This is a genomic window from Komagataeibacter saccharivorans, assembly GCF_004348195.1.
GTDB classification, from domain to species: Bacteria; Pseudomonadota; Alphaproteobacteria; order Acetobacterales; family Acetobacteraceae; genus Komagataeibacter; species Komagataeibacter saccharivorans.
In genome coordinates this window covers 226,338-240,272 of the sequence record NZ_CP036404.1, presented here as the reverse complement: position 1 = coordinate 240,272, position 13,935 = coordinate 226,338, and the positions used below count along the sequence as shown (strand labels likewise).

The 13,935-nt window shown below is 56.0% G+C and carries 10 protein-coding genes; 4 read left to right on the top strand and 6 right to left on the bottom strand.

The features are described 5' to 3' along the window. Positions 1-101: 101 nt before the first annotated feature. The 4 genes from KSAC_RS00995 to KSAC_RS00980 all read right to left on the bottom strand — a co-directional run bounded on the left by KSAC_RS00995 (position 102) and on the right by KSAC_RS00980 (position 5,952). Positions 102-1,577: a sugar porter family MFS transporter gene (locus KSAC_RS00995; RefSeq protein ID WP_132303664.1), complete on the bottom strand. Its 1,476-nt coding sequence runs from the start codon at positions 1,575-1,577 to the stop codon at positions 102-104. A gap of 59 nt (positions 1,578-1,636) precedes the next feature. Beyond that, entirely contained in the window at positions 1,637-2,494 is an 858-nt protein-coding gene (aroE, locus tag KSAC_RS00990; protein ID WP_132303662.1) for a shikimate dehydrogenase, read from the bottom strand. A gap of 91 nt (positions 2,495-2,585) precedes the next feature. After that, complete coding sequence (locus KSAC_RS00985) at positions 2,586-3,602, bottom strand: LacI family DNA-binding transcriptional regulator (RefSeq protein WP_341812861.1); 1,017 nt, start codon at positions 3,600-3,602, stop codon at positions 2,586-2,588. Between the two features lie 703 nt (positions 3,603-4,305). Next, positions 4,306-5,952 (bottom strand): hypothetical protein, encoded by a 1,647-nt coding sequence (locus KSAC_RS00980; protein WP_132303660.1) that lies wholly within the window; start codon positions 5,950-5,952, stop codon positions 4,306-4,308. A gap of 559 nt (positions 5,953-6,511) precedes the next feature. Between KSAC_RS00980 and KSAC_RS00975 the strand changes: the two genes are divergently transcribed. The 4 genes from KSAC_RS00975 to KSAC_RS00960 all read left to right on the top strand — a co-directional run bounded on the left by KSAC_RS00975 (position 6,512) and on the right by KSAC_RS00960 (position 9,966). After that, positions 6,512-6,802: a hypothetical protein gene (locus tag KSAC_RS00975; RefSeq protein WP_132303658.1), complete on the top strand. Its 291-nt coding sequence runs from the start codon at positions 6,512-6,514 to the stop codon at positions 6,800-6,802. Further along, a complete protein-coding gene (locus KSAC_RS00970) occupies positions 6,802-8,265 on the top strand; it encodes a PepSY-associated TM helix domain-containing protein (RefSeq protein WP_132303655.1) in 1,464 nt (487 codons plus the stop codon). Before KSAC_RS00975 ends, KSAC_RS00970 begins: the two co-directional genes overlap by 1 nt. Next, on the top strand, positions 8,262-8,528 hold the full coding sequence (locus KSAC_RS00965) for a hypothetical protein (protein WP_132303652.1): 267 nt from the start codon (positions 8,262-8,264) through the stop codon (positions 8,526-8,528). The genes KSAC_RS00970 and KSAC_RS00965 overlap by 4 nt, the downstream gene beginning before the upstream one ends. A gap of 148 nt (positions 8,529-8,676) precedes the next feature. Next, entirely contained in the window at positions 8,677-9,966 is a 1,290-nt protein-coding gene (locus KSAC_RS00960) for an Hsp70 family protein (RefSeq protein WP_102324025.1), read from the top strand. A gap of 228 nt (positions 9,967-10,194) precedes the next feature. On the opposite strand, the gene KSAC_RS00955 is transcribed toward KSAC_RS00960, so the two are convergent. Together KSAC_RS00955 and KSAC_RS00950 are read right to left on the bottom strand one after the other, a co-directional pair. Further along, positions 10,195-11,049, bottom strand: coding sequence for a transporter (locus tag KSAC_RS00955; RefSeq protein ID WP_243705334.1), 855 nt, complete (start codon positions 11,047-11,049; stop codon positions 10,195-10,197). A gap of 99 nt (positions 11,050-11,148) precedes the next feature. Next, entirely contained in the window at positions 11,149-13,608 is a 2,460-nt protein-coding gene (locus KSAC_RS00950) for a membrane-bound PQQ-dependent dehydrogenase, glucose/quinate/shikimate family (protein WP_132303650.1), read from the bottom strand. Positions 13,609-13,935: the final 327 nt, after the last annotated feature.

Sequence of the window (13,935 nt, the reverse complement as noted above, 5' to 3'; positions counted from 1 at the left end):
AATAACACAGCCATCAAGACAGGCCCTTCCCTACTCCCGGCAAAACCGCGATACACGTGGCTGGTCCTTCACAGCCCGCACATCCGTTTCCCTGCTCCCCGTCAGTCGCGTGCGAGAAAGGTTCCCGACCGCAACCGCTTCTCGATACCTTCCAGCGTCGTTCCCGCCGTTTCGGGCACGAAAGCCCAGACAAAAACGAACGAGATGACGTTGATAAGGCCAAACAGCCAGAACGTGCCAGTCGTACCCAGCCCATTGACCAGCGACAGCGTGACGAGAGAGACAAGGGTGTCAGAAAGCCAGACGGTGGCGCTGGCCAGCCCCATGGCCTTGCTGCGGACATGCAGGGGAAACACCTCCGCCGCAATCAGCCACACCGCCACTGATAACGACCCGAAATTGAAGAAAATATAGCCCAGCAGCGACGCAACCATCATCACCATGCGCATGCCCGCAATAGGTGCCGGACTGAGAAAGACCGCCCCCAGCACGAACAGGGAAAGGGCTGCAAACGGCAGCATCAGCAGGAGCATCCGGCGGCGTCCCACACGGTCGATCAGCGCAATGCCCATGCCTGTTGTGATAGTGGACGTCACACCCACCAGAACCGATGTCAGCAGCGCCGTGGAATGACCCAGCCCCGTCTGTGACAGGATGATTGGCGCGTAGTAGACAATCACATTCGGTCCCGAAAGCTGGGAAAGTGCCGCAATACCCAATGCGGCGATCAGTGCGGGCCGTAGCCATGCCTGTCGCAACGCGCCCCAGCCTGCGTCCTCATCACGCCCGTCCTCGTCAATGGACAGGACGGCGTCCAGTTCCATCCGGACGGGATCATGATGCCCGCGCAGACGGTATAAAATCGCAATAGCGCGCCGTTCCTGTTCATGATGCAGCAGCCAGCGCGGACTTTCCGGCAGAAACAGCATGCCCAGCGCCAGCAATATCGCGGGCACCGCCCCCAGCATGAACATGGGCCGCCAGCAGTCGGGTGGCCCCGCCATTTCGTAACCCACGAAAAAGGCCAGTAACAGGCCGAGCGAAAACACCATCTGGAACAGGGATACAAGACCGCCACGTCGTTCCGCCGGGGCCAGTTCGGCAACATAGACCGGCACGATCTGCGTGGTGGCCCCTATCGCCACGCCAAGGAACAGCCGCGCGATGATGAGGATCGTCGTATCCGGCGCCAGACCACACCCGAAGGAGGCAAGGATGAACACCGCCGAAGCCAGCATGATTCCCGGGCGACGGCCATAGCGATCTGAAACCGGGCCGCTGAGCACCGCACCGACAACCGCCCCCAGATTAAGGGCCGCCGCAACCCATTCCTGCCCGGCGGTGGAAAGCGAAAAGCTCTGGCTGACGTAAATCAGCGCCGATGCGATGATGCCCGTATCATAGCCGAACAGCAGGCCACCCACTGCCGCCACGGCGGCGGCAATGCCGACATAACGCCGGGCCTGCGGCCTGCTGTCGCCCAGATGGGCGAAGTGCGGCAGGACATCAAGCGCGCGCTGGCGCAGCCTGTGCCGGGGCGACGGATGTTCAGTGCTGGCGCTGGAAACGGTTGTCATGCGGCCTTTCCTTTCTTTTCGCCCCGGTTCTGCCCCCGTGGTCAGGTGACGCTTCCCTTTCAGTCCGATACGCCGAATATTTCCTGCAAGGTGCGCTGCATCACGCCGGAATCCAGCTTGCGCCCCAGCCATAGCTCCACCCCGATGACACCCTGATTGACAAGCATTCCCAGCCCGTCCAGCACCGTACAGCCCTGTGCGCGCGCCTTGCGCAGCAGGTGTGTCATGGGTGGATTGGGAATGACATCCGCCACGACCATGCCGCGCCGCAGCGTTTCCAGCCCGATCGGCGGCAGGGCCTGTGCATCGCCCAGACCGATTGATGTTGCATTGATGACAATATCGGTGCCCTCGGGCACTGAGATTTCTCCATCCCATGCCATGACCTCCGCCCCGCACGGCGTGTTGTCAGCGACAAGGGCTGCGATCGTCCGTGCCTTGTCAGGATCACGGTTCGTCACGGTCAGATGCTTTGCCCCGGCCAGCCCCAGTTCGACTGCGATGGCACGTGCGGCCCCGCCTGCCCCCAGCACAAGCACGCGCTTTCCCGCCGGGTCCGTCACGCTTTGCAGCGAGGCAAGGAAACCCTTGCCATCAGTATTGTTGCCGATCAGCCGACCATCGCGGATGGAGACACAGTTCACTGCGCCAATGATGCGCGCGGATTGCGCCAGTTCATCCAGATGCTCGATCACCGCCACCTTGTGCGGCAGGGAACAGTTGAAACCGACCCATTCCATCGCCACTGCCCCCGCCACGGCGGCGGCCAGGTTTTCGGCCTTCACGTCGCAGTTGATGTAGCGGGCGTCGATACCGGCATGCCGGTATGCGGCCTCGATCATTGCCACCGTTGGATTGTCACCGCAGGGCGTCGAGAACGAGCCGGTAAGAATGCTGCGGAAATTCCTGTCTGCCATAATCTCACTCCCCAATGTCAGGCGGCTGCATAGGTATTGCATAGCTATGCACAGGTATGCCGCCGCCAAACAATCGCAAAATCGGTAACGTTTAAATGAACTGGGGCGTGGTGCTGCGTCGGACGACCAGCTTTGCCTCGATCACGCAGGTACGTGATACCGGCCCGCTTTCGGGTTGCAGCGCGGTTTCAAGCAGTTCCGTCGCCACGGCAACCAGCCTTTCCGCCTGCTGATCAAAACTTGTCAGATCGTAGGCGTACCAGCCAGCCTGGGGAATATTGTCATATCCCATCATGACGACATCTTCCGGGCAACGCAGGCCACCACGTTGCCGCAGCGCGTCCATTGCCCCACAGGCCATGAGATCATTGCTGCTGAACAGGCCATCCGGCCGCGCACCACCCGCAAGCATTTTGCAGATCGCGTCGTAGCCACTTTCGTAGCTGTCATCCCCGTGCAGTTCGATCAGATCGCCCGATACGCTGGAATCCGTCCGTAACCCCTCGATAAATCCCTGTCCGCGCGCACGCGATGCTGTGTTACGCACGGGACCGGCCAGCCAGGCCGGACGTTTCACGCCGCATTCCAGCAGCACACGCGCGGCCATATTCCCCGCTGCGCGGTTGTTGGACACGACGGTCGATATCCATGGTCCGGTCAGGCGGGAATTGAAGCAGATTACGGGAATTTTCATATCCGACAGCGCGCGCGCTGCACTGCGCGTGCCTACGGCCAAGGCTGTAACGACTGCATCGACGCGATAGCTCAGCAGGTGATCCAGCGCACTATCCAGTGTCAGTGCATCATCCACATGCACCAGCAGGATCTGCAACCCTTCGGCACGCAACGATATGGCCAGACGCTCCAGAGCGGATGCGTAGAATGGATTGGACAGCCCCCCAACCACAACGCCCACCATGCGCGAACGCCCCGACAGCATGATGGCGGGGATACGGTTGGGCCGGTAGTTCAGCGCCGCCGCAGCCTCCAGAACCTTGCGCCTCGTTGCGGGTGCAATGCTCGCCCCCGGCGAAAAGGCGCGCGACACGGCTGATTGCGACACACCGGCCTGTCTTGCGACATCAGTTGATGTTACAGGGCGTGTAATGCTGATCTCCTGACATGGTGCGCATATACCTGCATTCTGTCCCGTGCGCCATTGAAGTCGCCAGCCCCCGGAAATCAACCTGCATATCTACAGGCGAGATCAGCACTTCCACGAACGAAACCATAGGCGGAGTGGAGCCTTCTGATTACGGCAGTGCATCCCTATGGGCAAGATATTGCCATGGAAAATCTCCCACGCACAATATTCAGCAATATCCCGGCATCACGAGAATAGAACGAAGGCGCGAAGCAGCCCTCCTTGCGACGACTATGGAGCAGGGTCTGCGTAATCCCGCGCGGACAAGGGAAACTTCCGGTTTTTCTTTCGCCCGCAGACAGGCGGATGACCTGCTCTTGACTGCCATCATGCTCAGCAACCTTTCCGATGCCCCCTACGACGACATGCGATCAGGAATACGCCCATATGCGTTTTGAGGCATATCTGGAGCCTGAAACGCGAAAAACACCGGGCTCCTCCCGCCCATCCTAATGAGCCTATCGTGCCCATGTCTCATTAAAAACGGGGAGCACATTAAGGAATGATATGCTGTCATACCGCGATATGGACAATCCTTACTTATGCCTGTCATCACCCTATTACGGTCGCAGCAGGTTGGATCAAGCCCCGGTCCAGCCCGCGATGGTTTCTGTTCGCACCCTGAATGACGCTGGAAATGAATGGTGGGCATTCATGATGTTCCAGATTACCGCTTACTGATTGCCTGTGGGGGAGCATCCTTATCGAACAGGTAGGTGATAAACAGGTTAGGGCATGTCTCGACTGTCCGTTTTTCATATATGTCGATATTAGTGTTTTCACCGATATGTATGGATTTTACCGGATTTCCAAATGTATTGAAAACATCGCGCCGGAGCAGGCCATCATTATTCTTTGAAACAAAGTCATGCGTTATGAAAAACAAATATTTTTCCTGCTCCACATTGTCTCTGGCGTACCAGTCCAGCCTAGATAACCATTGATGCGGATATAGATTGCATGCTTTCTGGTGGTCAGGATCATGTTCATCATATATCGCCCGGGAGATAACTTTTTCCCCACTCTCATATGTCACCAGAGAACCTTCCCAATAACCGGCATATCCATGGTGTACATTATTTTCATTCAAAGCCTGAATAATGTACTTTGTATTAATCTGATGGTCGATATGGAAAGGATCAGATTTATGATCTGACAGGTTATAGTACGAAAAAGGATAGATTATAACAGTTACAAATATGGGAACATAAAACGCTATTGGTTTTATGGAAAAATTACGTGAAAAGAACAATACAAAATATATGAAAGATGGAAGAAAGTATCTTATTATATCTTCCTTCGTCAGATAGAAATCAGAAAAGAACGCAGCAGAAAAATCTATACAAAAACCAAAAATGAATACTCGAGATAAATAATCGTAATTATTAATTTCTTTTATGGTGAACCTTTTCGATAATAGGAAAATTCCGCAAACCATTCCTACGAAGGGTATCGCACGAAGCATACAGATCAAGGAATTCCCAACCCGTTTCCCCAGGAAATCGACACCAAAAAAATCCAGAACAGACTGTATGGTGTAAATGGCGCGTTGGGGCAATTCATCAAATGGCAGAAAGCGCGCATGGATTTCGCGGGAATAAAATCCGCCATTTTTAACAATTATGATATGAATTATTTTTGACGCAACAAGTCCACATATAATTGATGCTGATATTTTTGGAACAAAACTTTTTTCTTCATATGACCTGGCATTCATAATTAACGCCATGATTGCCGGGACAATGGCGACAACAACACCAAAGAAGTCTGATGTTGATATTAACGTTGTGAATAAAAATATCATCATCAATGCAAATGGAACATTTTTTCCACTAATCACTGACTGTATGGATACAAAAATACATAGGCCAAAAAAAACGGTACCTACATGATAAGGTATGTAAGAGATGAAACTTTCGGGACCATGATCATAAAGCGGCATTAACGCCAGAAATAATATAACGGGCAGACATCTCTGCCATGAGTAATCTTTTTTCGATATATTGCATAATATTAAACTAAGAAAAGTTATACCTCCCCACCACAGGGCCGCCATAAGGTGCGGTATAAACGGTTTGTTACCGAATATACTGCTGAGGGCATACATGCCCGCGACATCAATTGTCCAAAAATTATCGGGAGAGAATACCCAATTTTTTAAAAAAAAGTTCCCTCGCGCCATGTCCTGCACAGCGAGTGCATAATTAGCCTCATCAGAATCAATATAAAGATGCTGACCAAATATGAAGCATACACAGGACGCTACCGCAGATAATAATAAATATAGCATCATCCGAGTTTTTTTTGATATCATCTTTAAATCCCTAATACAATCTTTACTGTATTTTCATATCTCGGTTTGCAACATTCATATGACTCTCTTAGATTTTTCTATCCTGCGGCAGCTTTTTCTAGCACATGACGATACAGTTAATCCAAATTTCGGATTTATCCTAGGGCTTCCCTATGTGTAAAAAATATACATTCCGTAACAGCAAAAGATATATCAAGGCGCGGGTCGAGGATTGGCCTGCGAGTAACATGTTTCGCTGCCCTGACTGAACGGACCGGTCATTTGAAGCGCCTGATGATTGATACGATGCTTCTGAAAGTTCACCGGGCACCAGCCTCCCCCACTAAAAAGAGGACTTCCCCTGCCCTATCTGACGAACAGAAGGCGGCCGGCTCCATGACAGCAACGGCTCTCATATGTTCAGGGCTACCACTCACATAGCATACGCCTTCATCTTCTATCTCACGCGATGAAGCCCGCCCCCCAAAATGACACCCTTCGCAAACCTCGTCGCTTTGTGGCATAGATATGACATGCGAATAATTCGCATTAATATGTCGTTTGGTAACAGAAGAGTTCCATGTCCCGCGTTACGGTCTCCCCGAAATCCCGGCTTATGCTCAACAGGCTTGTCAATGCGGCTGGGGGCTGTCTTTTTTCATATCTGGTCGCCCATATGCTGCTGATGGATCTTGTCCAGCGGGCACGCCCCACCCCGACCGATGCTGCGGCGGCAGGTCACATGATCGCCCTTGCATGCCTGCCGGTCCTGATCCTGACATGGTTTGGGCTATACACCCGCTATCGGGGTGCAATGGTGGTGATTACGGCAGGTGGCGTTGCCGCCCTTTCCCGTCTTGTCGTATCCTGATGCGCGAAACCCTGCGGACACGGATGGGCTGGCTGCATGGTTGGGTCGGTCTGGTATCGGGACTGTGCCTGCTATGCGTTTTTGCAACCGGCACACTGGCGGTTTTCGATACTGAAATCACCCGGTGGATGCAGCCTGAAACCGAAGGGCATTTTTCCACTCATCCCACCGATATGGCCCTGTCGGATGCTACGACCCTATTACGCCTCCAGCAGGCACGGGGTATTGCCGCCTTTCTTGTCCTGCCCTCCGCCCGGTCTCCCGTGCTGGAAGTCCTCCATTACAACGGTCATGAATTCGTGGGAGACGTTCTCGACCCCGCTACCGGCGTGGTGATTCCGACGCGAAGGACAGCGGGCGGGAAGTTCTTCTATAACTTCCATTATACGTTGCGCGGGGGGCACGAGACAGGCATCCGTGTGGTCAATATGCTGGCGATGGGCCTGCTGGTCGTGGTAGGGGCGGGCATCGTCATCCACCTGCACGCACTGGTGCCTGATGTGGTCCTGCTGCGCCTGTCCACATCACGCATCCGGTCGTGGCTGGACGTTCATCTTCTGGCGGGCGTACTGGCCCTGCCCTTCATGGTCATGATTGCCTACACCGGCATCCTTGTTCATGCCGATACAATCATGCCCGCCCATAGCCTGCTGCATGGGACGAAAAAAGGGAGGATATCTTCTCCGTCCGCTCTACCTAAGCCGCCCCTGCAAGCTGTGCCGCCCCTATCCCCCCTTCTGTCCATCGCGCAGCAGGAACTTGGGGGGCGGCCGTATGGTTTCATCCTGTTCGGACCTGACCGGATGAGCATTTTTGCCAGTGATGCCGCCGCTCCCTACCTGACCCGCGACCATGTGGATTTCAGCCTGCCTGATGGGCATCTGCTTGGGGTTACGCTCAATACGGGTCAGATCGCCACGACCATGCAGCTGATGCACGGATTGCATTATGCACGTTTTGCAGGCCCCGGCTTGCGATGGCTTTATTTTATCTCCGGCCTGTTCGGCACCGCTGTCATCGCAAGCGGACTGGTGCTGTTTTTTATGAAGCGGCGGCGCAAATCCGGCCATCTGGCCATCTTCCGCGTGGCGGAAGGACTGACAGTAGCCAGCATGACCAGCCTGCTGACGGCCATATTGGCCTTTTTATGGAGCAATCGGCTGCTGCCCTCCACGCTGCCCGATCGGGACGGGATGGAAATTGACATATTCTTTGCCGTCGGGGGGCTGGGCGCATTGCATGCGCTGTCCCGCTCTTTTTTCGGCAGCCCCCTGTCCGGCTGGCAGGAACAACTTGCTGCCGCGGCAATCATGGGATGTGGATTGCCGCTACTGGATATGGTCAGCGCACCGCAGGCTCTGATACGTGACGCAGCCATCCATATGGGAGTGGATGGCATGGGGCTGGTGGCCGGGCTTGTCGCCCTTCATGCGGCCCGCTGTTTACAGGCGCGCACCGCATGACCATTCTTGCATCCCTGCTATTGTGGGTTGTGTGCCTGTCCTGTCATGCGGGCCTGCAACCGGTGCGTTACGGGTTACCCCTTTCCTCTGCGCCATATCGGACTGGCATGTGGGCAGTCCGCCTGATTACGTCCCTCATGGCGCTGGTGATCACCTTGCGGGACGGCACCATCATCGGAATGGTGGAGTGGTGCATGACATTTCCGGTTGCCGGGGTGATCGTTGCCGTCTGTGTTGCGGGACTGCGCAGGGACAGACCGTAGCCGTTCATGGGGTAACGGAGGATATTTGCTCCGCGCCGTCGATAGGACAGGACATTAAAATATCATAGTATCATGATGTTATGACGGAACATGCAATTTTTTCCGCCGATGGATGGACACATGCCGGAGGGATGCTTATTCAGGCGCCATGTCTTCCATAACATCTTCCCGAAACGTGCGGCTTGGCATAGATTTTGGCACGACCAACACGGTTGTTGTCCTGCTTGACGCCGACGGGCAACCGCAGCCCACGCGCTTCACCTTCCCCCACCATCCGCCCGATGAAACCTGCCGCACCCTGTTGTGCCTGTGGCAGGAGGAAGCGCGGCCCGGCCAGCCAGCCCTGCACGAAGCGATCGGTCCGGCGGCTATTGACGCCTATCTGGAAGATCCGGCGGAAAGCCGACTTATCATGTCCATGAAATCCTATCTGGCGCAGGCTTCATTCCGTCAGACACGCCTGCTTGGCCGGATCATGACGCTGGAGATGATGATTGCCCGCTTCCTGACCTGTCTCATGCGCACGATACAGGTTGATCCGGCCCACGTTACCGCAACGGTGGGACGCCCCGTGCAGTTCGCCGGGGAAATAGCGGATAATGATTTTGGCGAACAGCGCCTGCGCGACAGTTTCCGTGCTGCGGGTTTCCAGCATGTCAATATCGCACTGGAACCCGAAGCCGCCGGGTGGCGCTTTGCCCAGAGGCTGACAGAACCCGCAACGGTTCTGGTGGCGGATTTTGGCGGCGGCACCAGCGATTTTTCCATCCTGCGCTTTGACCCCGATGCCCCCCACCGCGCCATACCATTGGGCTATGCTGGCGTAGGCATTGCGGGCGACCAGTTTGACTATCGCATCATAGACCGGGTGATCGCACCCGAACTGGGCCGGTCAACCACATATCGCGTTATGGGCGGACAGCCCCTGCCTGTTCCGGCGGAATGGTATGCAAGCCTCGGGCACTGGCACCGGCTTGCACTGATGCGCACCCCCCAGACCCTGCGCAACATTGCCGATGTCGCCCGAACTGCCGCAGAACCTGAAAAGCTGCATGCCCTGATGAACCTGATCGAAGACCAGCAGGGACAGGCGCTGTACCGCGCCGTAGGGGCGGCGAAACGGGAACTGTCCATGGCTGACCGCACCACGTTGACATATGACCACCGCGATATCCATATCAGCCGAGACATCACCCGCGCCGAATTTGAAAGCTGGATCGCGCCCGACCTGATCCGTTTTGACAATGCGGTCGAAACCGCGCTGGAGCGCGCCAGCCTGCCCGCCACGGCTATTGATCGCGTGTTCCTGACGGGTGGCACGTCTTTCGTGCCTGCCGTACGCGACCTGTTCATCCGGCGTTTTGGCCGGGAACGGGTCGATATGGGCGGCGAATTTGTATCGGTCGCCGAAGGGCTGGCCCTTATGAATGCAGCATAACAGTCCATAAAGAACCGCGGGGATCAACCGCAGGCCATACCCGGCATCATCTCCCGATAGCCCGGAGGGAAGCTGCCGGGGCAGATGACAATATAGGGCGGCCCGTTTTCCCTGCGGGGGATACGCCCGGAGTGTTTTTTAGCTGTCAGGCCACCTGCCCCATAATATGTTCTACAGACAGGGTCTGCTGCCCCTTCCCGCCAATGCCCCTCACTGCCTTGATCCCTGTCACCACAGATAGACAAATTTCACGTAATAGGCGTTGCTTTCAGGTATGTTGCGCCCGTCAACGGAATGCGTGTAGCGGGTCGTAAACGACAGATGCTGTGAAATATTGAACATCATACCCAGACCAAGGGCTATTTCCCGGCTGCTTGAATCATCCAGATATCGGGATGCCGTCCGGTCATACGTGCCTTTTACATTCTGCCAGTCCAGCGCAAAAAAGGGTTCAATCAGCCGGGTGGCCTTCCAGCTAAAACGCAGGTTGCTGTAAAATACCACGCCGGGAGAATAGCTGTGTGCCCCCTTTACATGCAGGGTAGAGCCGACCACCGTTCCGGCATCGCCATCAAAGCTGAAATGCTTCCATTCATAATCAAAAATGAAGCTTGATATATTGGACCAGTAGTTGGTCGATGTCGCCGTACGCGTGCCCAGCGGAGTCTGCATGAAGGTCTGGAAACCGAAGGTACTGTGCCGGTTGGGTTTGAACCACGCGGCTGGCCCCACGATCGTCGGACCTAGACCACCAAAATCCGTACCATTTGCCAGCGTATAACTTTCGGACTGGATCAGTTCGAAGGCAAATCCCACATGCGGAATGGCGTCAAAACTGCGGAAATGCACATATTTTGTCAGCCCCGACCATGTATGGCTGCCCCCACCGGGATTGCGCTGGCCAAGGCTGTTGTAGGTATTTCCCGCCGCATTGCCATCACCATACTGCACCAGCACGTTGAAGGGTTTGAAATCGACGGGCAGATCGTATTCGTGGGGACCGATGATACCCAGCGTAATATCCGCGGCACGTGCCCCCATCGTGCCGCAGGTAATGACCAACGCAAGGGTAAGACAGGGCATGGCGCAAAGCCATACCGACCGTTTTGACAGACGCATGGGATACTTCCATGAAAAGGCGGGGGTATCCAGCCGAAGCCGGATACCTCCGGTTTATTGTTCTTATTGCGCCGTGCCGCCGTTCTGGGTGCCATCAAGCGTATAGGCGATTATGTAGTCGCCACTTCTGGTATCCAGTCCGCCATGGCCGCCTGCGGCGATCAGGACATACTGCCTGCCGCCGATTTCGTAAGTCATCGGCGTGGCCTGCCCACCTGCGGGCAGCCGGTCACGCCACAGGACCTTGCCAGTTGCCAGATCAAAGGCGCGCAGATAATCATCCGCCGTCGCAGCCATGAACACGACGCCGCCCTTTGTTACGATATTGCCGCCGATATTGTACATGCCAGTTGGCAATGGCAGGTTGTTATGGGTTCTGAACGGTCCCGTATCGCGCGTGGTGCCGACGGGATGCTGCCAGACAATCCGGTGCGTTATCAGGTCAATCGCAGTAAGCGTGCCCCAGATCGGTCCCTTGCAGGGGATCTGAAGCGGGTTGAGCCAGGCATCGGTAAAGGCAACATAGGGCGTGCCGTAATCAGGCGAGACCGACAGGGCATCGCCCTTGGCCGCCGGTTCTTCCCCCTGCCCGTTCCATTTCGGCAGGGTGCCGGGTTCCTCCAGCTTCTGCCGTCGCTCAAGCCGAATACGGAATGGCAGATAGCTGGCATTGGCCAGCATGATCTTGCGCTGAGGATCAATTGTAATGCCCTGCCAGTCCACTATGCCGTAGAAGGCGGGATAAACGATGGTCGTCTGGCCCACATGCGGGGGCGTGAACTGGCCCTCATAGGCGGACTGGCGGTACTGGATGCGACAGATCATCTGATCCAGCAGCGTTGCCCCCCACATATCCCGTTCGTTCAGGTCGGGCGGTGTAAGGGTGGGCATGGCGACAGGGAAAGGCTGCGTGGGGGAGACGTGATCATCCGGCGCGGCCCCCGCTGTCGGCACACGGCGTTCCTCTACAGGATAGCCGGGCACGGTTTCGCCCGTCCGGCGGTCAAGGACGAAGAATTCACCACGCTTCGTGCTTTGTACCAGTGCGGGAATGACCGTGCCGTCAGGCCCCGGCAGGTCAACCATTGACGGGCCGGAGGGGATATCCATATCCCACAGGTCATGATGCACGGTCTGGTATGTCCACCGCCGTTCCCCCGTGACGATATCAAGGGCAATCGTGGCAGATGACGTGGCATCGTCAAACGGTCGCCGCGTGCCGCCCCAGTTATCCGGCGGCGCATTGCCGGTGGGAATATAGACCAGCCCAAGATCAGGGTCGGCTGTATAGACGCCCCACGCATTGGGCGTATCGCGCGTCAGTTCATCATTGGGGCCGGGTTTCCATGTCTCGGGCTGGTGACCGGCATCCCATGCCCATGCGATTTCACCCGTAGTGGCGTCAAACCCGCGTACCGCGCCGGACGGTTCGAAATTGGCCTGGTTATCGAATATCCAGCCCCCGGTAATCAGCCGGTTTTTGGCAACCAGTGGCGGTGATGTCACAAAATGGAAACCATGGGGAACATGGCCGAGATATTCGCGCAGGGAGATGAATCCGTGATCCCCGAAATCATCGCATGGCCTGCCGGTCTGGGCATCCAGCGCGACAATACGGACATCCGCCACCGGGGAATAGATACGGGTGCGGCAGGAAGTCTGTATTTCATCAGGAATGCGATAATAGGATACGCCACGGCAGGCGACATAGACATTCTTCGCCAGATCCGCCGCATCGGGATGTGGGTCGAATTTCCATTTGATCTTGCCAGTCGCCGCATCCATCGCCACGACCCAGCTATGGGGCGTGCACATATAAAGCGTATCGCCAACCTTGATGGGCGTAACCTCCAGATTGAACTCATGCCCCTGATCGGGGCCGGCGGCCGTTCCTTCGCCGCCCTGCCGCACATCCCCCGTACGCGTCAGCCATGCGCGCCGGAGTTTGCCGATATTGGCGGGTGTAATCTGCGCAAGGGGGGAATAGCGATCACCACCGACCGTGCGGCCATAGGCGGTCCAGTCACCATCCGGTATTCCCGTACCTGCCGTATCAGGCTGCCCCTGTGCCGCCATCCGGTCGGCAGGAACGGTACCGTTTATGGAATATGGGATGAAGCCGCTGATAACCAGTGCGACACAGGAAATGGCAAGGGCTGCGAGAATGGGGCGCTTGTCGTCAAACCAGTCATCAGTACTCCGCCATACGGCAGGCAGCAGCAGCCACAGGCCAACGCCCATCAGCGTAAACAGCCGGACTTCCAGCCCCCATATATGGAAGCCCACTTCAAACAGGGCCCATACGGTTGCGACCAGCAACAGCGCGGCATAAAGGCCGGTAGCCAGCGCAGGCTTGCGCAAACTGATGAATGCAGCGCCGAGCATGACGCCGCCTGCAAGAACATAAAACCAGGAGCCACCCAGAAAGAGCAGCCAGGCGCCACCAAGAAACAGGAACAGGCCCATCAGGGCGAGCAAGATCAGGGTTATGATGGACAATAACCTCTTATTATTTTCCCGCATGCTGCGTTTCTTTCTATAATTTTTCATAACCGCGCAGCGCATCTGCTTCTGGCGGCCATGGCATCTGTTCAGCATGAATGAACAGAAAAACGCCATGGCAGAGTCATGCGTATTCACACAGGTTTGTTTAAGGATACCCAAACTGTCGCAATAGTGAGACAGTCCGGGATGGAAACCTCCGGGATGGGCGAGACCGACACAGGTCTTGAGCAGGACATCCATGAATTCATACAGAAGGGATTCCGGCCACGAGGGAGCGAGCGTATTTTCTCCCTTTATTCAGGAGGGAGTACGGCCCTCTGCATAAAATGGCAGGCGGCTTCCTGC